Here is a 26,220-nt window from a genome sequence, read left to right as displayed (position 1 = left end):
TAATATTTTAATGGATATGTAAGATGACCGCTAATTTCGTCTCGAAATTAGCGGTTTTTATATGTATTTTTCATTTTTAATAGGAATACATTAAGTTGAATTCATTTACATGCGACAGTTTATAGGAGTATGAATGGAGTGAATAGTTGATTGCCTTTGTTAGTTTGATAAGCATCGTTTTGTTTACTTTATTATTAGGCTCGCTATTTCGAGGACAACATAAAGAAAATCATTTAACAAGTTGTTTATCGATGTTTGTTGCAATGACAAAAAGTACATTAATCGGCATTCTCGTCGCCCTTTGGATACCGGATATCGTATTTTCAACAATTATTGCGATATTACTAAGCTTTTTATTCATTAGTATCATGACGTATCAACTGGCAACAAAAATAGTTTTAGAATGCCTAAGTGCCCTTTTTATGGGATCGATGATGGGTACAATGTTAAGTTTAATGACAACTGAAAATGAAATCATTAGTCTATTATTTTTTACTTCTTTATATTTGATAAGTTGCATTATATCAGCAGGGTTATGGAATAAAGATCATGTTCAAAATTTCTTTAAAGGCATACCTACTAAGGTGACAATTACTTCCTTATTGATTGTTATTCTACTTGCCTTTACAACAGTCGTTGATTTGCTATCTCTTACAACAAGTGAAGTAGAAAGAGAACATCATGAGCATCATGAATAATAAAAAAGTATGAAGTTTTATACCTCATGCTTTTTTGTCTCTAAAAGCATAATTAAGCCGTAACAAGTACAAATTATGCTTGATGGAGGTGAAGAAATTGTCCAAAAAGAAAAAGAATACGTTGGATCGTGAAGAGTACGGACATGGTTTTGATTTAAGTCCTGATGATTTTGATGTCATAGGAGAAAATGACCATGCAAAAAAACAACAACAAAAACAAAAGAATAATGAACGTGATAATAAACAAAACCCATCCAGATTAAATAAGTAACGGTGAAAAAGTATTTGGTTTTTAAAAGGTAGTGCCTTTTATACCAAATGCTTTTTTATATAGAAGGAAAAGCTATAGTAGGTTCTAAATCTCTCTTTTCATTCTTATAATGTATAAAGAATGAATAAAGGGGGAGAGTTATGCTTATTGATGGAGTATTCTCAGGTGGTGGGATTAAAGGATTTGCGTATGTCGGAGCATTACAAGTGTTAGAAGAACAAAATTATCGCTTCAAACGAGTTGCTGGAACGAGTGCTGGAGCGATTATGGCTTGTTTTATTGCTGCGGGATACCAAGCAAACGAAATTGAAGAAATATTAGACGATCTTGATTTAAAAGGTCTTCTCGATCCTCCCAAACTTTCTCGTACTCTTCCTTTTTTAAAATGGCTAAACCTTTACTTTCGAATGGGATTGTATAAAGGAAAAGCACTCGAAAAGTGGTTTTACAAAAAGTTGGTCGCAAAGGGCATTATTACTTTTAATGATCTGCCAAAGGGTTCATTAAAATTAGTAACATCTGATTTAACAAACGGTCGCATGATTGTGATACCCGATGACTTAGCTTCTTACGGCATTAACTGGAAAACGTTCCCTGTTTCAAAAGCGTTAAGAATGAGCTGTGGTATTCCTTTTTTCTTCGAACCAATCAAATTAAAGGACAACAAAGGAGAATGTATATTTGTCGACGGGGGTGTTTTAAGCAATTTCCCCCTATGGATTTTTGATAATGGCAATAAAGAAAGACCTTTAATCGGATTGAAGCTTAGTAATCCTAGTGAAAAGATGGAACCTCATGAAATCGAAAATGGTTTTCATTTGTTTGAAGCTCTTTTTATAACGATGAAAAATGCCCATGACGAACGTTATATTTCAAGAAAAGATGAAAAAAATATTATTTTTATTCCAGTGGAAAATTATAGTGCTACACAGTTTGATATTGATCAAGAAACGAAAGAAGCATTAATTGATATAGGCCGGAAAAGAACTTCTAAATTTTTAGAAACATGGCAAGTAGAAGAATTGAAAGAATCAAGGATATTGAAAGTGTAAGAAGCCATACTAAAAACAAGTATGGAAAAAGGAGATAACAATATGGCAAAGACTCCAGAAGAAATGGCAACTAAAATATTGGATGATAATATGGTTGGTACGATGGCTACGATTGAAGGAGATAAACCCCATTCCCGATATATGACGTTTTTTAATGATTCTTTTACTTTATATACGGTGACTAGTAAAGATACCCATAAAGTAGACGAATTATCGAAAAACCCTTTTACACATATTTTAATTGGATATGATGGGAAAGGGCTAGGGGATGAATATTTAGAAATTGAAGGAAAAGTAGAGATTTCAACGGATGAATCGATGCGAGAAAAGATTTGGAACCGGGTATTAAAGTCGTGGTTTAGCGGTCGGGATGATCCGAGGATGACCATTTTAAAAATCACACCAACTCAAATTAAATTAATGAATACGAAAGGGGAAGACCCTGTAATTGTATCAATTTAATTTGAGTATGAACTCATTTCTACGAATAAAGCGGTTGCTATCCTAATATAGGGTACAACCGCTTTAATTTAGTAGTCTAATTATTTTTCAACGAGCATTTCTTGAATAATTTGTCGATTTTTTTCTTGGAATTTTTCATTATGGGAAGAAACCATTTCAAATTTATTAGCTAACGGATCAATATAAACTTTTGCACTATTTACAGCATTTACAGCATCCTGGAACGTACCGACTAATAAATTTACTTTTCCTTCGTAGGATAAAATGTCACCAGCGGCAAAAATTCCTTCCTTCGATGTTTTGCCTGTAGCAGTGCCCTCATAATAATAATCATCTTTTAACTTTAAAGAAGTTTCATCGGAGAATTGTAAAGAAGCATCCCGGTTGTATCCATGACTTACAATAATGTGATCAATCGGTTGATATAATTCTTCTACCGTATCGTGCTTTTTCAAGACCACTTCACTTACTTTTGTTTTTTCTTTATTGGCAATTAACTTTTCAATCGTTGTATTTAGTAAAATTGTAACTTTTGGATTCGATTGTAATAGGGCAACTTGTGCTTCATGGGCAGTTAATTGATCCTTTCGATAAACAACGATGATTTCATCCGCAATATCTAACATTTCTACCGCCCAATCGATTGCACCATTCCCACCACCGGAAATTAATACCCGTTTATGTTGAAATAATTTGAAGGAAGGGACGGTGTAATGGAGATTAGTCATTTCAAATTTCTCCGCACCTTCGATGTCTAACTTTTGAGGATTGTAAATTCCACCACCGTTGGCCATAATAATTGATTTGGAATAATGTTTTTGGCCATCATTGGTTGAAATGATAAAAAGATTATTGTCGTTTTTATCAATAAAGTCAACCTTAGTATTTGTTAATATAGTTGGTTGAAAGGTTTTCGCTTGTTCAATCAATTGAATGACAAATTGTGCTCCCATTATCGGAGGTTGTCCTCCAACATCCCATATCATTTTTTCTGGATATAGTAACACTTTACCACCTAATTGGGCTTGAGATTCGATTAATTTTGTTTTCATATTTCTCAATCCGCTATAAAAAGTTGAATATAATCCAGCAGGGCCACCACCGATGATCGTCACATCGAAAATTTCACTCATACTTCTCGCTCCATTCGAAGGGTATATAAAAAATAAAAATTTTGTTTGACAATTAATAGTTCTGTAAATATGATTATATCGTAGTTGAAAATGATTATCAATATCATGATTTAGAGGAGTGAAGAAAAGTGCGCTTGCAAGTGGAGGATATTCGTGTAGGTTATGATGAACAAACGATTGTCCATGATATAAGTATGGCGATTCCTGATGGGAAAATTACGACGATAATAGGTGCGAACGGTTGTGGTAAGTCAACTTTACTAAAGGCGATTACACGAATTATCAATCATGAAAGCGGCCAAGTTGTTCTGGACGGAAAAAACATTCGCAAAATGAAAACGAAGGAATTAGCAACACAACTCGCTATTTTACCTCAAAGTCCCGAAAGTGCGCAAGGCTTACTTGTGGAAGAATTAGTGTCCTATGGTAGATTCCCTTATCAAAAAGGATTTGGCAATTTATCGGCAAAGGATAAAGAAATGATCGATTGGGCACTAGAAGTGACGGGGACAAAGGATTTTCGACATAAAGCAGTAGATGCCCTATCTGGTGGACAACGCCAAAGGGTATGGATTGCGATGGCGTTAGCTCAAGAAACCGATATTATCTTTTTAGATGAACCAACAACTTATTTAGATATGGCTCATCAATTGGAAGTACTCGAACTGTTACATATGTTGAATGTTAAAGAAGGTAGAACAATTGTTATGGTGCTTCACGACTTGAATCAAGCCGCAAGATTTTCTGATTATATATTAGCCCTATCCCAAGGGCATCTTATTCGCGCAGGTGCACCGGAAGAAGTAATGACTACTGAAGTTTTAAAAGAAGTGTTTAACATTGACGCTGTCATAGGTAAAGATCCTCGTACAAACAAACCAATATGTTTAACTTACGATTTAATTAAAGGAGAATAGAAAATGAAAAAATGGTTGTTAGCTTTAGTTGCTGTTTTAGTACTCGCTCTAGCTGCTTGCAGCGGTAGTGATGGGGAAAAGAATTCCGGAAATTCATCAGAAGACAAAAAACAAACAGAAACATCTTCAGATACAATTATATATGAATCAAGTAAAGGTCCAATAGAAGTACCGGCCAATCCAGAACGGGTTGTTGTACTTTCGTCATATGCAGGGGATCTGATTCAACTAGGAGTAAATATTTTAGGTGTTGACTCTTGGTCTGCGAATAATCCTAATTTTGAAGAACAGTTAAAAGATGTACCAGTCGTTTCAAACGAAGATTTAGAAAAAATAATTGAATTAGAACCAGATTTAATTATTGGCTTAGATAATATTAATAATGCTGATAAATTAAAAGAAATTGCACCAACGGTTTTATTTACTTATGGAGAGTATGACTACTTGCAGCAACATATTGAAGTTGGTAAAGCGGTAAATAAAGAAGCAGAAGCTACAGCTTGGGTTGAAGATTTTAAAAAACGTGCAGCTGATTTAGGTGAAAAAATAAAAGTTAAAATTGGTGAAGACGCTACCGTTACCGTTGTGGAAAACTATGAAAAACAATTTTATTTATTCGGTGATAATTGGGGCCGTGGTACAGAAATACTTTATCAAGCAATGGGCTTAAAAATGCCACAAAAGGTGCAAGATGTCGCTTTAGAACCAGGATATTTTGCCATCTCCCAAGAAGTATTAGGGGATTATGCTGGGGATTATATTGTGATGAGCTTAGTATCTGAAGGACAAGATACGAGCTTTGTAGATGCAGATTGGTATAACGAAATTGACGCAGTGAAAAATGGTCACACTTTTGTAGCAGATGGTCAAAGATTTTACTTTAATGATGCCCTTTCATTGGACTACCAGTTATCATTCTTTGAAGAATCTTTTTTAGGAAATAATTAATTAGAGAGAGAAGTAATGTGATGAAATCATCTCATAAAATTTCTTTTTTCGTAAAACTATTTTTAGCGGTTTGTATCTTGTTTGTCATTGCATTTTTAGCTATAACGAACGGTGCTGCTCATACAACTTTAAGTGATGTATGGGATGCGATGGTTGCGAAAGAAGAAGGACAATATTATTCAGAACTTAGAGAAATAAGATTTCCTCGAACAATTGCTGCCTTTTTTGTAGGTAGCGCCCTTGCCGTTGCGGGTGCTATTATGCAAGGAATGACGCGAAACCCGATTGCCGATCCTGGACTGTTCGGTTTAACTTCAGGTGCAAATATGATGCTGGCAATTACCCTTGCCTTTATACCATCTGCTTCCAATTTGATGATCATGTTTGCCTGTTTCATGGGAGCGGCCATTGGGATGATCATCGTATACGGTATTGGTATGACAACAAAAGGCGGATTATCTCCTATGAAGCTTGTTTTAGCAGGAGCAGCTGTTACCGCCTTTTTACAAGCCATTGCTGATGGAGTAGGAATACTATTTGAAATTTCCAAAGATGTATCGATGTGGACTGCTGGGGGATTAGTTGGAACAACATGGACGTCATTACTCATTGTTCCATTTATTGCTTTAGGTCTTATCGTAGGCATTTTCATTAGTAGACAATTAACGATTTTAAGTTTAAATGAAGAGGTTGCTGTTGGATTAGGACAAAACACAGTCTTTATCAAAACGGTGATGATGGTTGTCGTCGTTATTTTAGCAGGAGGGGCCGTTTCATTAATAGGTAACTTAGCCTTTATTGGTTTAATTATTCCTCATATTGTTCGAGCAATTGTAGGTCATGATTACCGATTGATTATCCCGATGAGTATTATCGTTGGTGGTGCTTTTATGACATTAACTGATTTCATTAGTCGAGTTATAAACGCCCCATTTGAAACACCAGCCGTATCCTTAATCGCTTTAATCGGTTTACCGTTCTTCTTAGTTTTAGTGCGAAAAGGGGGACGTGAAATTGGCTAATATTCATAGAAAGAAATTTCGGATTTGGTTTATTTTCTTCTGCCTTTTATTTGTTGCGGCTATCCTTTGTGGTATTTCTATGGGAGCTTCTTCCGTATCTATTACGAGAATTATTCCTACTTTTTTAGGACAGGGAACTTTTAAAGAAGAATTCGTTTTATTTTCAGTTAGATTACCCCGTGTCATTATATTAGCATTAGGAGGCCTCGCATTAGCAGCCGCTGGTACGATATTCCAAAGTGTTACCCGGAATGATCTAGCTGACCCTGGCGTAATAGGTGTAAACGCTGGGGCTGGAGTCGGCGTGACCGTATTTTATTTATTCGCGAGTACAAACCTTCAACAATATGTATTTATGTTGCCGATAGCTGCTTTTTTTGGAGCGCTTTTGACAGTAGGATGCATCTATTTATTTAGCTTTGAAAAGGGGCAAGGAATTCAACCTTTCAAACTTGTTCTAGTTGGTGTTGGATTTGCTACTGCCCTTTCAGGTTTAATGGTGTTACTCATGTCCACAGCCGAAAGAGCGGATGTTCAATTTATTTCAAAATGGCTCGTAGGAAACATTTGGGGTATTGATTGGCCTTACCTTTGGGCATTGTTACCATGGTTCATTCTTTGTTTACCGATTCTATTTTATAAAGTGAATGTTTTAAATGTTTTATCGATGAAGGAATCGACAGCTATTGGCTTAGGTGTGAATTTAAACAAGGAACGAGTGCTATTATTATTCCTAGCTGTTGCCCTTGCTGGTTCAGCTGTTGCAGTTACAGGTGCGATCAGCTTTATCGGATTAATGGCTCCCCATATTGCCAAAAAATTGATTGGGCCAAAACATCAATATTTTTTACCAGTTGCTCTTTTAATTGGTGCTACATTATTAGTTATAGCAGATACGATAGGGAGAATACTTTTATCATCCGCTACGATCCCTGCTGGACTAGTTGTGGCGTTTATTGGGGCCCCGTATTTTATTTTTTTACTAATTCGAAATAAATAATTGATGAGAAGTTGTTCTAAAATGGACAACTTCTTTTTTATACTATAGTGAACTTCTATTTTAGGAGGAAAAATCGTTGTATAAATGGAAAAGTTTTAAATAATTAGTTCTATCTTGTCCAATTTTTCTTACACTAAAGTAAGAAGATGAATTGAGGTGAAAAAGATTGGCAAAAAAATGGGGAATTGCAGCAATTATTTTGTATGCAGTTTACGCTTTGGCTATGTATTTTTACATATTTCATATTAGTTCAGGCGGTATACCTGATGCGATTAAAGGAACCGTTGCGGATCCGCAAACATTTATGACCGAACGTGAACTATACTTAAGTGATGAATATTCGAAAATCCGAAACTTCCTCTTTTTTGTAGTGACTCCCTTTGAATGGCTAATGTATATTTTGATTTTATTTATGGGACTTTCAAAGGTGTTTGAAAAATGGGCAGATGTTGGTAAGTGGAAAGTTATTCAAAATGGTGCTTATTTGTTTCTATTATATTTATTTACGACGGTAGTCTTTTACCCAATCGATCTATATCGATATTGGTTAAGTAAAGATTACGGCATCGGTACCCAAACATTCGCATCTTGGATGAGGGATTACGTGTTGGATTTTTGGATAAATTTTGGGACAACTTTAATCGTTGTTTTAGTTTTATATTGGTTAATACGAAGAAGTGCTAAGAGATGGTGGTTATATGCATGGCTTTTAACCATTCCGTTTGCGATTTTTATGATGTATATTCAACCGGTTGTGATTGATCCACTTTATAATGATTTCTACCCGCTCCAAGATAAAGAGTTGGAAGAAAAAATATTAGCCCTTGCTGATAAAGCAGATATTCCGTCAGAACATGTCTTTGAAGTGAATATGTCAGAAAAAATGAATTCATTGAACGCTTATGTGACGGGGATAGGGGATAATTCAAGAATTGTTTTATGGGATACAACGTTAAAAAGTTTAACAGATGAAGAAATATTATTTATTATGGCGCATGAAATGGGTCATTACGTTGAAAAGCATATTTATGTCGGTATGGCTTCCTATATCTTTTCGATTTTAATTGGCTTATGGTTAATCTCTAAAATTATGCCATGGTTAATACGAAAATTTGGAACGATATTAAAAATAGACAATATGAAAGACATCCATTCATTGCCGCTCATGCTATTGTTAATATCCTTTTTACTATTTTTATCTAATCCGATTTCCAATTATATTTCCCGTTATCAAGAAACGAGGGCAGATGAATATGCGATGGAGTTAACAGATGATCCTGAGGCTGCCGTTAGTACATTCCAAAACCTAGCAAAGGCAGGATTGAGTGAAGTGAATCCTCCATTATTAGTGAAATTGTTCCGTTATACGCATCCACCAATGTTGGAGCGAATTAATACCGTTGCTAAATTTGCGTCAAAGGAATCGACGGAATAAGGAATATAAAAAAAGCTAGCATTGGAGTCAATGCTAGCTTTTTAGCTTTTAAATAACATTTGCTTCAAGCAAGCGTCCCGCTATTTTAATATAAAAAGTTGATATTGATAAAAGCCAACAATAGTTCACCTTTTAGAAATAAAAAAGGTATTTTTGTGATGAAATGAGCAATTTTTGTCATAAATGAATGATTTTATTTTCGGAATTGTGCGTCATTTCAGGGAAGTTCTATGTTATAGTATTAACATTACTATAAAAACGATTGACTTACTTCGATTTAATATGTAGTAAGTCTTACTTTTTATAAAAGGAGTAGATAATATGGTAGTAACAAAAATTCAAGCACCCTTTCGACATGATCATGTAGGTAGTTTTTTAAGACCTCAAGCTTTAAAGGAAGCTCGCTCAAAATTTCAAAATAAGGAAATTACATATAGTGAATTAAAATTAGTAGAAGATGAAGAAATTATTCGTCTTATTAATAAACAGAAAGAAGTAGGCGTGTTAGCTATTTCGGATGGTGAGTTCCGTCGTAGTTGGTGGCACTTTGATTTTTTAGGTAGTCTAGAAGGTATGGAGTATTATGAAAAAGAACATGGATTAAATTTTCATAACTTAGAAACTCGTAAAGAAGGGGTTCGTGTTATTGGAAAAATTGATTTTGGCGAACATCCATTTTTAGATCACTTTAAATTTATACGTGACCATGCTGGAGATTCTGTTGTAAAGTTCACGATTCCAAGTCCTAACATGTTACATGCACGCGCGGATAAAAATGTTGACATTTATGCAGATGAAAAGGATCTTATTGAAGATACAATTAAAGCATATCAAAAAGCGATTCAAGCCTTTTATAATGCAGGGTGCCGCTACTTGCAGTTAGATGATACTTCATGGGCTAGTCTTTTCTCAGAAGAAAAACGAGCTGACTTAGTAGCTGAAGGGAAGGACCCACAACAGTTTATGAACACATTGCAATTTGTCATTAATGAGACGGTTAAAAATAAGCCAGCTGATATGACAATTACGATGCACATTTGCCGTGGGAACTATAAATCCACATTCTTTTCTAGCGGTGGCTATGATTATGCTGCAGAAGTCATTTTTGGTGGCTTAAATGTGGATGGATTATTTTTAGAATTTGATGACGACCGTTCTGGTAGTTTTGAACCTTTAAAATATGTAAATCGCAAAGATTTAAAAATTGTTTTAGGTTTAGTGACATCTAAATTTGGGGAATTAGAAGATAAAGAGTTCATAAAGGCACGTATTCAAGAAGCAGCAAACTATGTTTCATTAGATCAACTTTGTTTAAGTCCTCAATGTGGATTTTCTTCAACAGAAGACGGCAATATTTTAGAAGAGGAAAACCAGTGGCAAAAATTGAAGTTAATTAAAGAAATCGCTGAAGAAGTTTGGGGATAATCGATGTAAACTTGAATCTACTTATGTAGGTTCAAGTTTTTTATTAATTCTTTTAAAACCACGTGCTCTGCACGTGTGAAAATATACTTTTAGAGTGGTAATGGAGATGGAATTAAAAACTCCTCTCGATATAATGAAAATGGCCGTCAAACCAAATTCAAATCGAGAGGAGTTTTGCTCAATGTCGAGCGACAATAGTTTATCACACACAAGATGGAATTGTAAGTATCACATAGTTTTTATACCAAAATACAGAAGGAAAGTAATCTACGGTGAATTAAGAAAAGACATCGGAGCGATTTTAAGACGTCTATGTGAAATGAAAGACGTAGAACTCATAGAAGGACATGCAATGCCAGATCATATACATATGCTGGTTAAAATTCCTCCAAAATTATCCGTATCACAATTCGTAGGCTATTTAAAAGGAAAGAGTTCTTTAATGATTCACGATAGACATGCAAATTTAAAATATAAACACGGAAATCGAACGTTTTGGGCAAAAGGATATTATGTCACTACAGTAGGTCTTAACGAAAAAGCGGTAGCAAAATACATTAGGGAACAAGAAGCTGAAGATCGATTACGTGATCAAATGACGAGTAGAGAATATATAGACCCATTTAAACGAGATTAAAGAACAAATACGGTTGACGGTCAATTAAAAAAGCCCCTTTAGGGGCAGTTAGTAAGGAGCCCTTATAGGGCGTTACTAAAACCGCCTGTTTTACAGGCGGATATTTATTTTCCGAGGGAAGTTAAAAGTTGCTAATTTTGTAAATTTTATTACAAACAAGTACTTTTATACTAGTGGTAAGTAAATGGGATTGGTGTTAGCAAAAAAATCAGGACAACATCTTATGCTGTTTAATAGGGGGAGGCTTGTTCTCCTCCTTTTTTATTTTCACATATAAAATATTGTAAGCCCACTATATAATGGAAAGAGATGATAGGAAACTTCTTAGAAAAAAGGTGAATGATGATGAAAGTATTGATATTTCGCATTTGCTGTCTCTCAGTGACAATTGGGACAATGCTTGTCCATATAATCCAAAAAACGAATAGCTCGATTACTACAACCTTATTTATAATGAGCGGCATTCTTTGTTTTTATTTTCTTTTACCCCTTACGAAAAAACCGTTTTACAGTTATCTCGCTATTCTTTTATTAATAACCTTGTATTCATTTGCTTCAATTCAACTAGTATATGTATTACCTCTATTTGCTTTTATAATGGTAGAAGCCACGTTGCAGCTAAAAGATCGAACTTTCTATTTATTGTTTAGTTTATCGATTGGTGTTATCGCAACATTCACTTTATTACACTACATACCCTTTTATGACATGCTGTTAATGATAAGTATCATTTTATGTTGTTTTATGCTCAACCATTATGTAAAGGAAGTCGGTCGTAAGGAAAAGGTTTTTGAACAGCTCCTTACCCAATATCGCCAGTTAAAAAGAATGTCGGTCGAGCAAGAACAGTTCGTCCGGGCGGAAGAGCGTACGAAAATTGCAAGGGACATTCATGATTTAGTCGGTCATAAGTTGACATCTTTATTAATGCAACTTGAAATGATGTCGATACAAAATAGTACGGATAGCATTCAAGAGGCGAAACAACTTGCGAGGGATAGTTTGGAAGAAACCCGTTTTGCAGTAAGGCAATTAAAATCCTTTGAAACTTCCGGTATTCAATCGGTAATTCAATTAATTCGGAAGCTCGAGATGGAAAGTCGAATTTATATTCGTTTCACCCTCGAAAAAGGTGTTTTATCTTTACCGATATCGAACCAACAAAGTGTTGTCCTGTATCGAGTTTTACAAGAATGTTTAACGAATGCGATGAAACATAGTAGCTCCAAGGAAGTCGAAGTTATATTAAAGGTCAATTCTTTACAACATATTCAATTTGAAGTGAAAAATAAATTTATTTCTAGTCTGCCATTTATGAAAGGGTTTGGGTTAATTAATATGGAAGAAAGATTAAAGGAAATTGGGGGAGAATTACGTATGGTCCGAACGGATGAACATTTTATCGTAAGTGGATCCTTTCCATTCAATCTTTCCAAAGAAGAAGTGAAGTTAGAAGAAAAAGGAGTTTAGTAGTTTGACGATTAAAATTTTAGTAGTTGAAGATCAAACCATAGTGCGAAACGGATTGAAAATGATCATTGAACAGGATAATAGATACGAAATTGTTGGGGTGGCGAGTAATGGCCTTGAAGCCCTACAAATCGTTAGGAATTTACATGTAGATCTCGTATTGATGGACATTCGGATGCCGGAAATGAATGGCATCGAAGCAACGAAAAAAATAAAAGCTCAATTTCCCGATATGAAGATTATTATATTAACAACTTTTGATGATGATGCCTATGCCTATGAAACATTGAAGGATGGGGCGAACGGCTTTTTACTAAAATCTTCCGAACCGACAAAATTACTTTCTTCCATTCAAAGTGTGATGGATGGTGGATTAGTATTACAAGAAGATGTGGCAGCAAAGTTAATGTCCAAATTGCTTAAACAAACGGTTTCTTCCAACACTCCAACTCAGAATATTCCTTTAACAGAACGGGAACTAAAAATAGTAAAACTAATCGGAGAAGGCAAGACAAATAAAGAAATAGCAAATTGTTTATTCTTATCTGTAGGTACGGTGAAAAATCACATTACCCATATATTACAAGAACTCGATTTACGTGATCGAACTCAACTAGCTATCTATGCAGTGAAGAAAGGAATAGTTTAAAGCGGCGAATAATTTCGACCGCTTTTTCTTTTGAAAAGTGACTGAAGTCATATCGAGTGATGACGACCGCTACTTATAACAATGGATGAAAATTGGTATTGTATGGATAGAAAGGATGGGGAAATGATGATTGAAGTTGTGAATTTGACGAAAAAATTTAAAAAAGTGAATGCTGTCGATCAAGTGAATTTATATATAGAGCCTGGTGAAATCGTAGGTCTATTAGGTCCGAATGGCGCGGGGAAATCTACGACCATTGCAATGCTCTCTACTTTAATTCCACCAACTGCGGGAGATGTTTTTCTAAATCAACAGAGTATTATAAAAAATCCGGTAGCACTACGAAAAATTCTAGGTGTTGTTCCTCAAGAAATTGCACTATACGGCGAGTTAACGGCACAAGAAAACTTAAAATTTTTTGGTAGTATTCATAGAATGCCAAAGAAAAAATTAGAGGAACGAATGGAAGTCGTTTTAGAACAAATCGGTCTTCAAAATGAATCGAAGAAAAAAGTGAAACATTATTCAGGTGGGATGAAACGCCGTTTAAATATTGGTGTTGCCCTACTCCATGAACCGAAATATTTAATTATGGATGAACCGACGGTCGGAATTGATCCCCAGTCGAGAAACCATATTTTAGAAACGGTTAAACGATTGAATGAAGAATTTCATACGGCGATTATCTACACAAGTCATTATATGGAAGAAGTCGAATACATTGCTAAACGAATTTACATTATGGATAAAGGGAAAATTATCGCTTCCGGAACGAAGGATGAAATTAAATCCATTTTATCCTCCGAAAATACAATTCTCATTAAACTAGAGCGACAGTCAAAGGAATTCGTTAATGTCTTATTACAAGAACCAACGTTATCAAATATCAATGTGAACGAAACAGAAATATCCTTTACCGTTTCAAAAGATATGAATTTTTTGCCAACATTACTTACCCTTAGTAACAATAGTGGGGTTCGATTAAAAAGCTTCCAAGTAGAAGAACCGAGCTTAGAGGATGTTTTTTTACATTTAACTGGTCGGGCATTAAGGAACTAGGAGGATAGCCCATGTTTTTATCACTCATTCGAAAACAAATTACGATTTTATTTCGAAGTCCAACTGAACTGTTAATCCTTCTATTCATGCCGATCGTTCTCATAACGATTTTAAGTTTTGCACTAGGGGCATTATGGGAAGGGGAAAATGAAGTTTCAAAAGTTGAGTTAGCCATCGTGCAACAAGATGATGAAATGCAACAAGTCGATCAATTTCTACTTGAAGCAAAGGATTTTATCAATAGAACAAGCGACATGGAGAAGTATCTGCAGCACATGTTACCTATTTCTATCCTAGTTGAACAAATGGAAACGAACGAAGAGATGAAACAATTTATCCATGTAACTAAGTTGGATCCTGAAAAAGTAGAGGATGCAAAGGAAAGTGGAGAATATGCTGCTATCCTTGAAGTTCCTAAAAATTTCACTTACGATTTTTTATCGTCGATTTATTTACAAGGTGAAAAACCGACTTTTAATGTGTATTTAAATGAGAGTGAGAAAATTACTTCGACGATTGTTCAATCCATTTTAGATTATTATCAACAACAATATTCATTAGCTTCATCATTGGCGCAAAGTGGTGTCCCTACAAATATTGACTCATTGCCTAAAATGGAGATTACTTCTGATATTCGGACGATAGATTCGCAACAGGAGATTACTTCAAGTACGTATTATACGTTTAGTATGACGGTGATGTTCATTTTATATATTGCAAGTACCCTGGCAAGCCAAGCATTTGTAGAAAAGTATTTTCATATTTTCGATCGTGTTTTATTAGCTCGTATTCATCCCCTTACTTATTTGTTTAGTATTATGACGGCAACAATCATTATTGCGATGGTGCAAGTCGGTATATTATTTACCTTTGCCTATTTTATTTTTAATATTTCCTTTGCCCAATGGGAGTCGTTTCTTATTATTACACTACTTCTTTCAATTGTAGTAGGAGGACTGGCAGCATTATTATCTTCCGTAAACTATCGAACAAATTCCGGGGAAGCGTCAAATGTATTTTCCAATGCCTTTGTCTCTGTATTTGCCCTTGTAGGGGGGAGTTACTTTAATATTAGTAGTTTATCTCCATGGCTAGCGGAACTAGGGATGTGGACGCCGAATGGTGCAGCGTTAAATGGCTATTTAAAAATTTATCAAAACGCCTCGATGGTGGAAATAATGCCGAATATTATTCATTTATCGATATTAGCTATTTTATTTATAGTGCTTGCTGTAGTTCTGTTCCCGAAAAGAGGTGGGATTGTATGATCGACATTTTAAAAACAAAATTTTTATTGTTACTTCGGAAACCTGCAGGGTTCATTATTATCACAATCATTATTTGTACTTTTGCCTATATTTTAGGTCTCGGCCAACAATCGAAAATGCCGATTGCTGTTTATTCAGATTTGGATCAGGAACAAACCGAAGCATTTCTATTGGAGCTGAAAGAAATTCCAGAAATCGATTTTACTCTCTATGATGAAGAAGAAGCAATAGAAATGGTTAAGGATGGAAATACGGACGTAGCTGTGCATTTAATGGAAAAGAAATTTGAATTAATCATTTCTCCAAGCTATTTAGATGCGGCCTTATTAAAAAATCAATTAAATCGGATTTATGGTGAATTTACGCAACAACAGGCCATAATAGAAGCATACGATGATAATCCATCCATTAATGTAGAAGAAATTATCGAGAGTGCCGATGCACAACCGAGTTTTCAAATTCAATATTTAAACTTTTCCAATGATGGGGATTTTGTTTGGAATCCAAAACTGCATAGTTTATTCGGATTTACTTTATTTATGGTTATTTATACAGTAGCAAATGGCGTTGCTCATATCGTAATGGAAAGAAGAACGTTCATTTGGGATCGATTAACGATTTCAGCGATAGGAAAAACGGAAGTTTATTTAGCAAATGTTATTTATTGTTTTCTAATAGGGTATTTGCAAGTCGTTCTCGTTTTATCCATTTTTTATGTTGGCGGTGTTGACTTCTACGGAGGATTCGGTAAAACATTGCTTGTTGTCATTCCCTATTTATTATGTATCGTCGCCTTAGCCTTTTTCATTGCATCGGTAGCAGGAACGAGCGGACGATTTAATGCGTACATTTCAGTTTTAGCTGTTCCATTAGCGATGCTTGGTGGGGCTTATTGGCCATTAGAAATTGTTTCTTCCAAAGCAATTTTAGCTTTATCTTATGTTTCGCCAATTACCTATGGTCTAGATTTATTGAATGGTGTAACGATTCATAGTAGTTCAATGAATGAATTAGTTCAACCGCTTGGCGTTCTATTATTCATGACAATCATTTTCATGGGGATTGGAATCAATGTTATGGAGAAAAAAGAACAATTATAAACGACAAGGATAGGTATGTCATATACCTGTCCTTTTTTATCGAATCGATAATTGAAAGAAGGACATTGAGGAACAATAGAATTATGAAGTATAAACGGTAAAGACATACTGAAATTTTTTCCTAACATTTGAATAAATCTTACTTTATAAATGGAACCATTTTCATTTTTTTCCGTCACAAAACTTGGAGAATCTTCATTTCATAGCTTTTTAATGAAAGGTTCGAATGATATACTAGAGAGTATGGACTAATCATCATTTAGTAATTAAGAGAGGGGGATTGCATTGCGAAGAAAACTAAAAACGCAACGGGGATCTAGTGTGAAGGCAAAACATCGTGCTAGTTTGTCCTTTCGTATGAATGTCCTTTTCTTTTCTATTTTCATATTATTTTCCACGTTAATATTCCGACTTGGCTATTTACAAATTGTCAAAGGGGAAGAGTATGTGACAGCACTCGAAAGAACGGAAGAAGTGGCAGTCAATACAAGTGTACCTCGTGGTAGAATATATGACCGTTACGGAAGGGTTTTAGTCGATAACGAACCGGAAAATGCCATTACATATACGAAAATGCAATCGACAAAAACGGAAGAGATGTTAGCCATTGCCGAACAACTTGCAATGTTAATAGAACAGCCAACAGATCGGGTTACTTTACGGGATAAGCAGGATTTTTGGATTATGAAAAATAAAGATGCTGCTTATGCAAAAGTAACAAAAGAAGAAGAGGATAAAATTAATGCTAATGAAGACTTAGGGAAGTCGGAGAAACAATCTGAACTGGATCGTTTAGTTCGTGAACGGATTACAGAAGAAGAATTAGCCCAATTAACCCAATTCGATCTAGAAGTTTTGGCGATCTACCGTGAAATGGCATCTGGATATAATTTATCACCACAAATCATTAAAAGTGAAAATGTAACAGATGAAGAATTTGCCCGTGTATCAGAACGTTTATCTGATTTACCGGGAGTTAATACGACTACCGATTGGAAACGGGTGAAATTATCATCCCTTGCTATTTTAGGTAGAACGACGGTACCAAGTAAAGGGATACCGAAATCGAAGCTTGATTACTATTTAGCAAGAGACTATTCCCGTAACGACCGGGTAGGGGAAAGTTATTTTGAAGCGTACTATGAAGAATTACTTCAAGGTCAAAAATCCGTTGTGAAAAATATTACGAATAAGCAAGGGGAAGTTGTCGACACGGTGACGACGTACGAAGGGGAACCGGGGAACGACCTTGTTACGACGATCGATATTGAACTTCAAGCAGAAGCAGAACGAATTGTGGAAGAAAAGCTGCTTGAATTGAAAGCAAAAAGTCATTCAGAACTTTTAGACCGTGCTTTCTTTGTTATGATGAATCCGAATACCGGCGAATTATTATCTGTTGTCGGAAAGAAAATCGAAAAAGATAGTAAAACCGGAAAAGAGTATATTGTTGATTACTCCTACGGTACTTTTACAACGGCTTATGAGGTCGGTTCCACAGTAAAAGCCGCAACCCTATTAATGGGTTACTCGGAAGGTGTAATCGAACCTGGAACTAAACTTATCGACCAACCAATTAAAATTGCAGGAACAGAACCGAAAAGTTCCATTTTCAACCGACATGGAAAGATTCCCCTAGATGATATTACAGCACTAGAGCGATCTTCCAACTCCTACATGTTCCAAGTAGCGATGATGATTGCTGGTACAAGATACCGATACAATATGGGCTTTAGAATTCAAGATGATACGTTACAAACAATGCGTAATGGATATGCCCAATTTGGTTTAGGTGTCAATACAGGTATTGATTTACCAAATGAGTTTGCAGGTTTCCAAGGGGAACTGGATAACACAGGTAAAATTTTAAACTTAGCGATTGGACAATTTGATACGTATACACCAATGCAAATGGTGCAATATATTTCAACAGTTGCCAACGGTGGCTACCGCATCCAGCCGCGTATGTTAAAAGAAGTTCGCCAACCGTCTGAAGATGGGGAAGTGTTAGGACCAGTTGTTGAGGAAGTTTCACCGAAAATTTTAAATCGAATTTCCAATACACCGGAAGAAATCAATCAGGTGAGAAAAGGTCTCCGCCAAGTTTATGTAGGAGATCAAGGTTCTGCCCGATCTTACTTCTCTAATACACCGTATACAGCTGCTGGGAAAACAGGGACTGCAGAGGTAGTATACTATGGACCGCTACGAGAAAAATACGGTACAGATGCGATTACCCTTGCCCATGTTGGGTTTGCTCCATACGAAAATCCAGAAGTGGCTTACGCAGTGTTAATTCCTTGGGCAACAACGAACTATAATATTTCGTTGCCAACGGGTAACCAAATTGCTAGAGAAGTTTTAGACGTTTATTTTGAATTGAAAGATAAATATGCAAAAGAAGGTTTATCTTCAAGCTCAGTGAAACAACAAATTTTACCACCAACGTCTAATGAAAAAATTGATGAAAATACAAAAGAACAAACTGTAAATGAATAATCGAACAACCTCGTAGAATCCATTTTCTACGGGGTTTTTTATTTTGGTTATGAAAAATAGAATAGGTTTTATTAAAGGGGTTTTAAGAAATAGAAAACAATAATCGCATTTACAATTTATCATAACGATTTACAATCTCTTTACAATTCATTTATATGACATCAACAAACTAGTATTATAGTTTTACTTGTAAGACAAACTTACTATGAAATTGATGGAGGAAATAAGAGATGAAAAAGTGGAAGTACTTAACGATGACAGCCGCACTTGGCTCAGCATTACTTTTAGGAGCTTGTGGTTCGGAAACAGATGAAGATGCAACAAATGCAAACGACGCAACTGAAACAGCAGAATCAGGCGATGCTCAATTAACAGGTACTGTTGCAGGTGATGGTTCATCAACAGTTTCACCAATTACAGAAGCACTTGTGGAAGAGTATGCTGGAGTTCAACCGGATGTACAAGTATCTGTAGGTGTATCTGGTACTGGCGGTGGTTTAGAGAAATTTATCGCTGGAGAAACTGACTTCTCTAACGCATCACGTCCAATTAAAGATGAAGAAAAAGCTGAATTAGAAAAAGCTGGAATTGACTATACAGAATTTCAAGTTGCCTTTGACGGTTTAACAGTTGTCGTTAACCCAGAAAACGATTGGGCTACTGAATTAACAGTAGATCAGTTAAAAAAACTTTGGGTTGAAGATGGAACAACAAAAAAATGGTCTGATATTGATCCATCTTGGCCAGACGAAGAAATCGTATATTACTCGCCAGGTACTGACTCAGGTACGTACGATTATTTCGATGAAGTAATTTTAGAAGGTGCAGACTTAGAAAATGCAGCTACATTATCGGAAGATGATAACGTACTCGTTCAAGGTGTTGCTTCTGACAAAAATGCGATTGGATTCTTCGGTTATGCTTACTACTTAGAAAACCAAGATAAATTAACTGCTGTAACAGTTGACGGTGTTGCACCAACAAATGAAACAATCGAATCTGGGGAATATACTCCACTTTCACGTCCATTATTCGTCTATGCAAAAAATAGTGCATTAAAAGAAAACGAAGCTTTCTATGATTTCATGAAATATACTTTAGAAAATGCTGGTGAAATGGCAGAAGCTGTTGGCTATGTAAAATTACCAGATGAAAAGTATGAAGAAGGTTTAAAGACTTTAGAAGGTTTAAAATAATAAAATGAATGAAAAAAGTGTGGGGGCCATACCACTGTGTAAGCTTGGCATCTCACACTTTTCTCTTTCCATGTTTAGATTATGAAGTAAACCCTTCGATGTAGCTTCGGTTTATCCATTTAAAAATTTGTTTTCAGATTGAATTAAAAACTTGTAGAGTACGACCAATAAATCTTTTTACGTATATTGAAGGGAGTTTGCATTATGGCTTCTCAAGGATTAGAGAAAAAGCATTCAGTCCAAGATATGATTGCCCAATCTCGAAACAAAAAAGGGAAAAAATTTATAGAAAAATGTATGCCGATTATATTAGTCATTACTGCATTAATTTCAGTTTTAACTACCATTGGAATCGTCATGACACTTATTTTTGAAACGTTTGAATTTTTTCAGAGAGTATCAATTACCGACTACTTATTCGGTACTGAATGGCTACCGTTCTCAGGTAGTGAACCATTATATGGGGTATTACCTTTAATATTAGGAACTTTAAAAGTTTCAGTCATCGCAGCATGTGTCGCAGTTCCATTAGGTATTGCAGTTGCCATTTATTTAAGTGAATACGCTTCGGATAAGACCCGTCGAATCATTAAACCAATTTTAGAAGTATTAGCTGGTGTACCTACAATTGTCTATGGATTTTTCGCATTAACATTTGTAACACCTTTACTTCAAGAATTGATACCGTCGCTGAAAATATTCAATGCGCTTAGCCCAGGGATTGTGGTAGGTATTATGATCTTACCAATGATTGCATCATTATCAGAGGATGCAATGAGCTCCGTTCCTAATTCAATTCGAGAAGGTGCATTAGCATTAGGTGCTACGAAATTAGAAGTATCTTTAAAAGTTGTATTACCTGCTGCGTTATCAGGGATTATTGCTTCGGTCGTATTAGCTGTTTCCCGTGCTATAGGTGAAACAATGATCGTTTCCCTTGCTGGTGGTGCGACACCAACATTTGATTTCAATGTAACGGGATCGATTCAAACGATGACAGCTTACATCGTTCAAGTATCATCTGGTGATGCTGGTTATGGTACAACAATTTATTACTCGATTTACGCTGTTGGATTTACATTATTCGTCTTTACATTACTTATGAATTTACTAGCGCAATTTATTTCGAAACGCTTCAGGGAGGAGTATTAAAATGAAATACATCGATAATACTGACGTAATGAAGCGGATGAAATCACGTTTAAAATTAAACAAGGTTTGGAAAACGGTTTTCCTTGCCGCTACAGGATTAGCATTGCTTACATTAGTCATTTTACTTGTACGTATCGTTTCTCAAGGTGCTGGCTATTTAAACTGGGATTTCTTTAATAACTTCGGTTCTCGTTTCCCAGATAAAGCAGGAATTAAAGCAGCTTTAATTGGTTCCATCTATTTAATGCTTGTTATCGCACCTGTATCCATCATTTTAGGTGTTGGAACAGCGATTTATTTAGAAGAATATGCAAAGAAAAATAAATTTACAAGATTTATTCAAATGAATATTTCGAACTTAGCCGGTGTTCCATCGATCGTATTTGGTTTACTTGGTTTAACGATTTTTGTTCGAATGTTCCTATTAGGAAAAAGTATTTTAGCTGCAGGTTTTACAATGAGTTTGTTAATATTACCTGTCATCATTGTGGCAGCACAGGAAGCGATTCGTGCTGTACCGAAAGAGCAAAGGGAAGCCTCTTATGGAATGGGTGCAACAAAATGGCAAACAATTACGCGGGTCCTATTGCCAGCAGCTATTCCAGGGATTTTAACAGGTAGTATTTTAGCCTTATCCCGAGCTGTCGGAGAAACGGCACCCCTTGTTGTCCTAGGTATTCCGGTTATTTTACAATTCTTACCTGATGGTTTGTTAAGTCAATTTACAACATTACCGTTGCAAATTTATGACTGGGCAAAACGTCCGCAAGAAGAATTCCAGTTTGTTGCGGCTGCAGGGATTATTGTGTTAATGATTTTCTTGATTTTAATGAACTCGATCGCAATTATGATTCGAAATAAATTCCAAAAACGATATTAAGGATGTGTAAAATTGGTAGAGCTTATGATTAAAAACGAAAAAGCGAAAGCTACTATTAAAACTCCGTCGCCGATTATTAGTGATAGTATTCAAACAGTAGAAAAAAATACTGTTGTTCAAACGAAAGGTTTCAATCTTTGGTATGGAGATCACCATGCATTAAAGGATATTAATCTAGTTATTAAAGAAAATGAAGTGACTGCCATCATTGGTCCTTCTGGTTGTGGTAAATCCACATATATTAAAGCACTAAACCGTATGGTAGAGCTTGTTCCAACGGTTAAAACAAACGGTGAAATTAATTACCGTGGTCGCAATATTTTAGATCCTTCGTATGAAGTAGAAGAACTACGTACGAAAGTAGGGATGGTATTCCAAAAACCAAATCCATTCCCAAAATCGATTTACGATAATATTGCTTACGGTCCACGTATTCACGGTATTAAAAATAAAAAAATTCTTGATGAAATTGTTGAGAAATCTTTACGTGGTGCTGCAATTTGGGATGAAGTAAAAGATCGTTTAAACCAAAATGCATACGGATTATCCGGTGGTCAGCAACAACGTATTTGTATTGCACGCTGTTTAGCAATTGAGCCAGATGTGATTTTAATGGATGAACCAACATCAGCTCTTGACCCAATTTCAACTTTGAAAGTAGAAGAACTTGTTCAAGAATTAAAAGATAATTATTCAATTATTATCGTAACGCATAACATGCAACAAGCAGCTCGTATTTCCGATAAAACTGCCTTCTTCTTAAACGGAGAAGTTGTAGAGTTTGATCAAACAGATAAAATCTTTTCTACTCCTCGAGATAAACGTACAGAAGATTACATTTCAGGTCGTTTTGGATAAGAAGGGATTGATTGTGTATGTCAGCTAGAGAACGTTTTGATCATGAAATTCAAGCGTTGCAAAATGATTTTATTGAGCTAAGTAACCGCAGTATCGAAACGTTGGAAAATTCCTTTGAAGCACTATTTCAAAAAGATCTTGAGCTTGCCCATCAAGTCATTATTCAAGATGTTGAAATTAATCGTATGGAAGAAGCGATTAATGATCGCGTGATTAAATTAATGACTCGACAACAACCGGTTGCGACTGATTTGCGACGTTTAATCGTATTGTTAAAAGCAGCTTCTGATATGGAACGGGTTGGAGATCATGCCGTAAACATCGCAAAAGAAGCAATTCGCATAGGAAATGAACGGTTTATTACTTCTGTAGAATTGCTCGAAGATATGTGTTACAAATCAACAGAAATGCTTCGACAAGTTGTGGAAGCTTTCAAGGAAGAAAACATGTCTAAGGCAAAAGTCATTGCTGAGTACGATGACGAAATTGATGAAATGTATGGAAATATGATTAAACATCTGATGCAGCTAAGCTCTGTTGTCCCTGAAAATATTTCTCAAATTACGTATTTGTCATTTATTTGTCGCTTTGTAGAACGATGTGCAGACCATGCAACGAATATTGCTGAGTATTTACTGTATTTGAAAAAAGGTCAACGTTTCGATTTAAATCATTAAATTTTGTTGGGGCTCCAAATTCAATGGAGCTCCAATTTTTTTTGAAAATTGTTTGAATAGATGAAAAATTTATAATAAAATAGTTTTAAGTAAATAATGAAGCGATGATGAAAAATAGTAGTATTATGGAGTGGCAAAGAGAACTGGCGGTTGGTGGAAGCTAGTGCATAACATAATATGAATGGGCTTTCTAGCTTCTAGTACTGAAATGTTGAGTAGGTACTAGCGTGATGTGACGTTAAAAACAGTTAAGTGGACTAATGAATGGTTTTTAAACATTGTTAGTCAATGAAGGTGGCACCACGGCTCTTCCGTCCTTTAGTGATGGAAGGGCCTTTTATATTGTATAGCTGTCTAAATGACAGTTATACGTATGTGCATAGATGAGATGAGATTAGTAGAGAGAAGGAGAGAGTTGAGATGACTGTAGAGGTAAAAAACTTCATCATGGAAGAATTGCAAGGGGATATGATGACGCCCATTTCGATTTTTGAAAGTTTATCAGGTACCAGCAAAGTACTATTTGAATCATCTGCTAAACATGAAGAAAGCGGGCGTTATTCCTTTATCGCAGTGAACCCTATTGCCCAACTAAAAGGAAATCAGGAAGGCTTTGTATGTGAAATGAAAGGGAGTGAAATACAAGTCGGAAAAGGTTCGGTGTTAGATAAATTAAGAGAAATGATGCCGCTCCAAAATCGACAATATCCATTCTCCTTTTTTGGTGGAGCCATTGGGTATTTCGGGTATGACACTGCCTTTTATTATGAAAACATTGGGGAAGTGTTGGAAGATGAATTAAATATGCCTGACGTTCATGTATATTTTTACGATACTTTTATCGTGTTTGATCATTTATTACAAAAAGTGTTTATTGCAGCCATCGATTTGTTTCATACAGGTCGTTCGGAAGAGGAAATGAAAAAGGCAATCCAACAACTTGAACAACAAATTAAACAAAGTATACCCTTTAATGAAGAAGCTTCCTACTCGATTCAATTTAAACCGACAATGGAGAAGGAACATTTTGTTCATATGGTTCAAAAAGCGAAGGAGCATATAGAACGGGGGGATATTTTCCAAGTAGTATTATCCCAACGATTTACTTCTGGCTTTAAAGGGAACCCTTTTTCGTTATATCGAAAATTACGTACATCCAATCCGTCACCATATATGTTTTATATGGAGTTCGATGAATATACAATTCTTGGTACGTCACCGGAAAGCTTAGTAAAGGTACGTGACGGAAAAGTTACGACAAACCCAATCGCTGGTACAAAACCGAGGGGAAAAACAAAGGAAGAGGACAGTAAAATCGAACAGCTGCTTTTAAATGATGAAAAGGAAGTAGCAGAGCATCGAATGCTTGTAGATTTAGGGCGTAATGATATAGGGCGAGTAAGTAAGGTCGGGACCGTTGAAGTGGTCAAATACATGACGATTGAACGGTATAAACATGTCATTCATATTGTTTCAGAAGTAACAGGTGAATTATGTGATAATATGCATGTGCTCGACGTATTAATCTCCTGTTTACCTGCAGGAACAGTTTCCGGTGCACCGAAAATTCGCGCAATGCAAATTATTAATGATTTGGAACCATTAAAGCGTGGGGTTTATGCTGGAGCAATTGGCTACATTTCAGTAAATGGCAATATGGATCTAGCATTAGCGATTCGTACAATGGTCGTAAAAGACAATAAGGCAATGGTTCAAGCGGGTGCAGGAATTGTTTATGATTCGATACCCGAATTGGAATATGAAGAAACGTTAAATAAGGCGAAGGCACTCTTGGAGGTATCCATATGATTTTACTAATCGATAATTACGACTCATTTACTTATAATCTATATCAACAAATCGCTAGCCTCGGAAAAAACGTTGAAGTCATTCGTAATGATGCGATTTCCATTGAATCCATTCGTCAATTAAAGCCAGAAGCGATTGTTCTATCACCAGGTCCTGGAACGCCAAAGGAAGCAGGGATTACAGTTTCCGTCGTTAAAGAATTATATAAAGAGTTTCCAATACTAGGCATATGTCTAGGTCATCAATCAATTGGAGAAGCCTTTGGAAGTACAGTTTTACGGGCAAACAATATTATGCATGGAAAACTTTCTACTTTAAATTATGAGCAAAAGGGAATGTTTGAAAAAATGGACGGGGAAATTTCAGTAATGCGCTACCACTCTCTCATAATTGATCGAACAACATTGCATCAAGATTTAGAAATTGTTGCAACTTCGAAGGATGATGGGGAAGTGATGGCGATTCAACATAAACAATTTCCGGTCTTCGGTTTACAATTCCATCCAGAATCGATAGGAACGGAAAAAGGTACCCACTTAATAGAGTCGTTTTTACATCATATTCAACGAATAAACAACTAACTGCTTAAAAAGGGATGGGTAT

25 protein-coding genes and 1 other annotated feature are annotated in these 26,220 nt (G+C 35.7%); of the genes, 24 read left to right on the top strand and 1 reads right to left on the bottom strand.

Going from position 1 to position 26,220, the window contains the following annotated elements:
• The first annotated feature begins 146 nt into the window (after positions 1–146).
• The 4 genes from MHH69_RS10445 to MHH69_RS10430 all read left to right on the top strand — a co-directional run bounded on the left by MHH69_RS10445 (position 147) and on the right by MHH69_RS10430 (position 2,483).
• Positions 147–698, top strand: a complete 552-nt coding sequence (locus MHH69_RS10445; protein WP_341362277.1) for a hypothetical protein — start codon at positions 147–149, stop codon at positions 696–698.
• Positions 699–786: 88 nt separating this feature from the next.
• On the top strand, positions 787–969 hold the full coding sequence (locus MHH69_RS10440; protein WP_241559332.1) for a hypothetical protein: 183 nt from the start codon (positions 787–789) through the stop codon (positions 967–969).
• A gap of 140 nt (positions 970–1,109) precedes the next feature.
• Positions 1,110–2,021, top strand: coding sequence for a patatin-like phospholipase family protein (locus tag MHH69_RS10435; RefSeq protein ID WP_341362276.1), 912 nt, complete (start codon positions 1,110–1,112; stop codon positions 2,019–2,021).
• A 42-nt stretch (positions 2,022–2,063) separates the two neighbouring features.
• Positions 2,064–2,483 carry a pyridoxamine 5'-phosphate oxidase family protein gene (locus tag MHH69_RS10430; RefSeq protein ID WP_341362275.1) on the top strand — a complete coding sequence of 140 codons (420 nt, stop codon included), beginning with the start codon at positions 2,064–2,066 and terminating at the stop codon, positions 2,481–2,483.
• An 80-nt stretch (positions 2,484–2,563) separates the two neighbouring features.
• On the opposite strand, the gene MHH69_RS10425 is transcribed toward MHH69_RS10430, so the two are convergent.
• On the bottom strand, positions 2,564–3,616 hold the full coding sequence (locus tag MHH69_RS10425) for an NAD(P)/FAD-dependent oxidoreductase (protein WP_122972523.1): 1,053 nt from the start codon (positions 3,614–3,616) through the stop codon (positions 2,564–2,566).
• Between the two features lie 128 nt (positions 3,617–3,744).
• On the opposite strand from MHH69_RS10425, the gene MHH69_RS10420 reads away from it, so the two are divergent.
• The 20 genes from MHH69_RS10420 (at position 3,745) to MHH69_RS10325 (ending at position 26,198) form a co-directional block, all read left to right on the top strand.
• A complete protein-coding gene (locus tag MHH69_RS10420; RefSeq protein WP_122972522.1) occupies positions 3,745–4,533 on the top strand; it encodes an ABC transporter ATP-binding protein in 789 nt (262 codons plus the stop codon).
• A 3-nt stretch (positions 4,534–4,536) separates the two neighbouring features.
• Entirely contained in the window at positions 4,537–5,481 is a 945-nt protein-coding gene (locus MHH69_RS10415; protein ID WP_341362274.1) for an iron-hydroxamate ABC transporter substrate-binding protein, read from the top strand.
• 20 nt (positions 5,482–5,501) lie between these two features.
• On the top strand, positions 5,502–6,503 hold the full coding sequence (locus MHH69_RS10410; protein WP_341362273.1) for a FecCD family ABC transporter permease: 1,002 nt from the start codon (positions 5,502–5,504) through the stop codon (positions 6,501–6,503).
• Positions 6,496–7,503, top strand: a complete 1,008-nt coding sequence (locus tag MHH69_RS10405) for a FecCD family ABC transporter permease (RefSeq protein ID WP_341362272.1) — start codon at positions 6,496–6,498, stop codon at positions 7,501–7,503. Before MHH69_RS10410 ends, MHH69_RS10405 begins: the two co-directional genes overlap by 8 nt.
• A gap of 166 nt (positions 7,504–7,669) precedes the next feature.
• Positions 7,670–8,938 (top strand): M48 family metallopeptidase, encoded by a 1,269-nt coding sequence (locus tag MHH69_RS10400; protein WP_341362271.1) that lies wholly within the window; start codon positions 7,670–7,672, stop codon positions 8,936–8,938.
• Between the two features lie 321 nt (positions 8,939–9,259).
• Positions 9,260–10,363, top strand: a complete 1,104-nt coding sequence (locus MHH69_RS10395; protein ID WP_341362270.1) for a 5-methyltetrahydropteroyltriglutamate--homocysteine S-methyltransferase — start codon at positions 9,260–9,262, stop codon at positions 10,361–10,363.
• 181 nt (positions 10,364–10,544) lie between these two features.
• The gene (gene tnpA / locus MHH69_RS10390; protein ID WP_341362949.1) at positions 10,545–11,000 is read left to right on the top strand and encodes an IS200/IS605 family transposase; all 456 of its coding nucleotides are present in this window, start codon (positions 10,545–10,547) and stop codon (positions 10,998–11,000) included.
• Between the two features lie 612 nt (positions 11,001–11,612).
• The gene (locus MHH69_RS10385) at positions 11,613–12,470 is read left to right on the top strand and encodes a sensor histidine kinase (protein WP_341362269.1); all 858 of its coding nucleotides are present in this window, start codon (positions 11,613–11,615) and stop codon (positions 12,468–12,470) included.
• Between the two features lie 4 nt (positions 12,471–12,474).
• The gene (locus tag MHH69_RS10380) at positions 12,475–13,119 is read left to right on the top strand and encodes a response regulator transcription factor (RefSeq protein ID WP_341362268.1); all 645 of its coding nucleotides are present in this window, start codon (positions 12,475–12,477) and stop codon (positions 13,117–13,119) included.
• A 126-nt stretch (positions 13,120–13,245) separates the two neighbouring features.
• Entirely contained in the window at positions 13,246–14,178 is a 933-nt protein-coding gene (locus MHH69_RS10375) for an ABC transporter ATP-binding protein (RefSeq protein WP_341362267.1), read from the top strand.
• Between the two features lie 11 nt (positions 14,179–14,189).
• Positions 14,190–15,446 carry an ABC transporter permease gene (locus MHH69_RS10370; protein WP_122971900.1) on the top strand — a complete coding sequence of 419 codons (1,257 nt, stop codon included), beginning with the start codon at positions 14,190–14,192 and terminating at the stop codon, positions 15,444–15,446.
• Positions 15,443–16,546: an ABC transporter permease gene (locus MHH69_RS10365; RefSeq protein WP_341362266.1), complete on the top strand. Its 1,104-nt coding sequence runs from the start codon at positions 15,443–15,445 to the stop codon at positions 16,544–16,546. Before MHH69_RS10370 ends, MHH69_RS10365 begins: the two co-directional genes overlap by 4 nt.
• A 285-nt stretch (positions 16,547–16,831) precedes the next feature.
• Entirely contained in the window at positions 16,832–19,045 is a 2,214-nt protein-coding gene (locus tag MHH69_RS10360; protein ID WP_445954570.1) for a penicillin-binding transpeptidase domain-containing protein, read from the top strand.
• Positions 19,046–19,275: 230 nt separating this feature from the next.
• A complete protein-coding gene (locus MHH69_RS10355) occupies positions 19,276–20,241 on the top strand; it encodes a PstS family phosphate ABC transporter substrate-binding protein (protein WP_341362265.1) in 966 nt (321 codons plus the stop codon).
• 204 nt (positions 20,242–20,445) lie between these two features.
• The gene (pstC, locus tag MHH69_RS10350; RefSeq protein WP_341362264.1) at positions 20,446–21,393 is read left to right on the top strand and encodes a phosphate ABC transporter permease subunit PstC; all 948 of its coding nucleotides are present in this window, start codon (positions 20,446–20,448) and stop codon (positions 21,391–21,393) included.
• A 1-nt stretch (position 21,394) separates the two neighbouring features.
• Positions 21,395–22,273, top strand: coding sequence for a phosphate ABC transporter permease PstA (pstA, locus tag MHH69_RS10345; protein ID WP_341362263.1), 879 nt, complete (start codon positions 21,395–21,397; stop codon positions 22,271–22,273).
• Between the two features lie 24 nt (positions 22,274–22,297).
• Positions 22,298–23,131 carry a phosphate ABC transporter ATP-binding protein PstB gene (pstB, locus tag MHH69_RS10340; protein WP_341362968.1) on the top strand — a complete coding sequence of 278 codons (834 nt, stop codon included), beginning with the start codon at positions 22,298–22,300 and terminating at the stop codon, positions 23,129–23,131.
• A 17-nt stretch (positions 23,132–23,148) separates the two neighbouring features.
• A complete protein-coding gene (gene phoU / locus MHH69_RS10335; RefSeq protein WP_122971895.1) occupies positions 23,149–23,808 on the top strand; it encodes a phosphate signaling complex protein PhoU in 660 nt (219 codons plus the stop codon).
• A gap of 95 nt (positions 23,809–23,903) precedes the next feature.
• Positions 23,904–24,130, top strand: a binding site (T-box leader).
• Positions 24,131–24,228: 98 nt separating this feature from the next.
• Positions 24,229–25,617 (top strand): anthranilate synthase component I, encoded by a 1,389-nt coding sequence (trpE, locus tag MHH69_RS10330; RefSeq protein WP_122971894.1) that lies wholly within the window; start codon positions 24,229–24,231, stop codon positions 25,615–25,617.
• Positions 25,614–26,198: an anthranilate synthase component II gene (locus MHH69_RS10325; protein ID WP_122971893.1), complete on the top strand. Its 585-nt coding sequence runs from the start codon at positions 25,614–25,616 to the stop codon at positions 26,196–26,198. The genes trpE and MHH69_RS10325 overlap by 4 nt, the downstream gene beginning before the upstream one ends.
• The last annotated feature ends 22 nt before the right edge of the window (positions 26,199–26,220 follow it).

It is taken from the genome of Ureibacillus sp. FSL E2-3493, from assembly GCF_038077515.1.
Lineage (GTDB): Bacteria > Bacillota > Bacilli > Bacillales_A > Planococcaceae > Ureibacillus > Ureibacillus halotolerans.
Note: the sequence above shows the minus strand (reverse complement) of the source record. Positions and strands in the feature narration are given on the sequence as shown.

Excerpts from the sequence above, each read along its gene's own strand:
- MHH69_RS10425 (WP_122972523.1), bottom strand. The coding sequence starts at position 3,616 with ATGAGTGAAATTTTCGATGTGACGATCATCGGTGGTGGCCCTGCTGGA.
- pstB (WP_341362968.1), top strand. The coding sequence starts at position 22,298 with ATGATTAAAAACGAAAAAGCGAAAGCTACTATTAAAACTCCGTCGCCG.
- MHH69_RS10435 (WP_341362276.1), top strand. The coding sequence starts at position 1,110 with ATGCTTATTGATGGAGTATTCTCAGGTGGTGGGATTAAAGGATTTGCG.
- tnpA (WP_341362949.1), top strand. The coding sequence starts at position 10,545 with ATGTCGAGCGACAATAGTTTATCACACACAAGATGGAATTGTAAGTAT.
- MHH69_RS10430 (WP_341362275.1), top strand. The coding sequence starts at position 2,064 with ATGGCAAAGACTCCAGAAGAAATGGCAACTAAAATATTGGATGATAAT.
- trpE (WP_122971894.1), top strand. The coding sequence starts at position 24,229 with ATGACTGTAGAGGTAAAAAACTTCATCATGGAAGAATTGCAAGGGGAT.
- MHH69_RS10375 (WP_341362267.1), top strand. The coding sequence starts at position 13,246 with ATGATTGAAGTTGTGAATTTGACGAAAAAATTTAAAAAAGTGAATGCT.
- MHH69_RS10365 (WP_341362266.1), top strand. The coding sequence starts at position 15,443 with ATGATCGACATTTTAAAAACAAAATTTTTATTGTTACTTCGGAAACCT.
- MHH69_RS10410 (WP_341362273.1), top strand. The coding sequence starts at position 5,502 with ATGAAATCATCTCATAAAATTTCTTTTTTCGTAAAACTATTTTTAGCG.
- phoU (WP_122971895.1), top strand. The coding sequence starts at position 23,149 with ATGTCAGCTAGAGAACGTTTTGATCATGAAATTCAAGCGTTGCAAAAT.
- MHH69_RS10325 (WP_122971893.1), top strand. The coding sequence starts at position 25,614 with ATGATTTTACTAATCGATAATTACGACTCATTTACTTATAATCTATAT.
- MHH69_RS10370 (WP_122971900.1), top strand. The coding sequence starts at position 14,190 with ATGTTTTTATCACTCATTCGAAAACAAATTACGATTTTATTTCGAAGT.
- MHH69_RS10415 (WP_341362274.1), top strand. The coding sequence starts at position 4,537 with ATGAAAAAATGGTTGTTAGCTTTAGTTGCTGTTTTAGTACTCGCTCTA.
- MHH69_RS10355 (WP_341362265.1), top strand. The coding sequence starts at position 19,276 with ATGAAAAAGTGGAAGTACTTAACGATGACAGCCGCACTTGGCTCAGCA.
- MHH69_RS10395 (WP_341362270.1), top strand. The coding sequence starts at position 9,260 with ATGGTAGTAACAAAAATTCAAGCACCCTTTCGACATGATCATGTAGGT.
- pstA (WP_341362263.1), top strand. The coding sequence starts at position 21,395 with ATGAAATACATCGATAATACTGACGTAATGAAGCGGATGAAATCACGT.
- pstC (WP_341362264.1), top strand. The coding sequence starts at position 20,446 with ATGGCTTCTCAAGGATTAGAGAAAAAGCATTCAGTCCAAGATATGATT.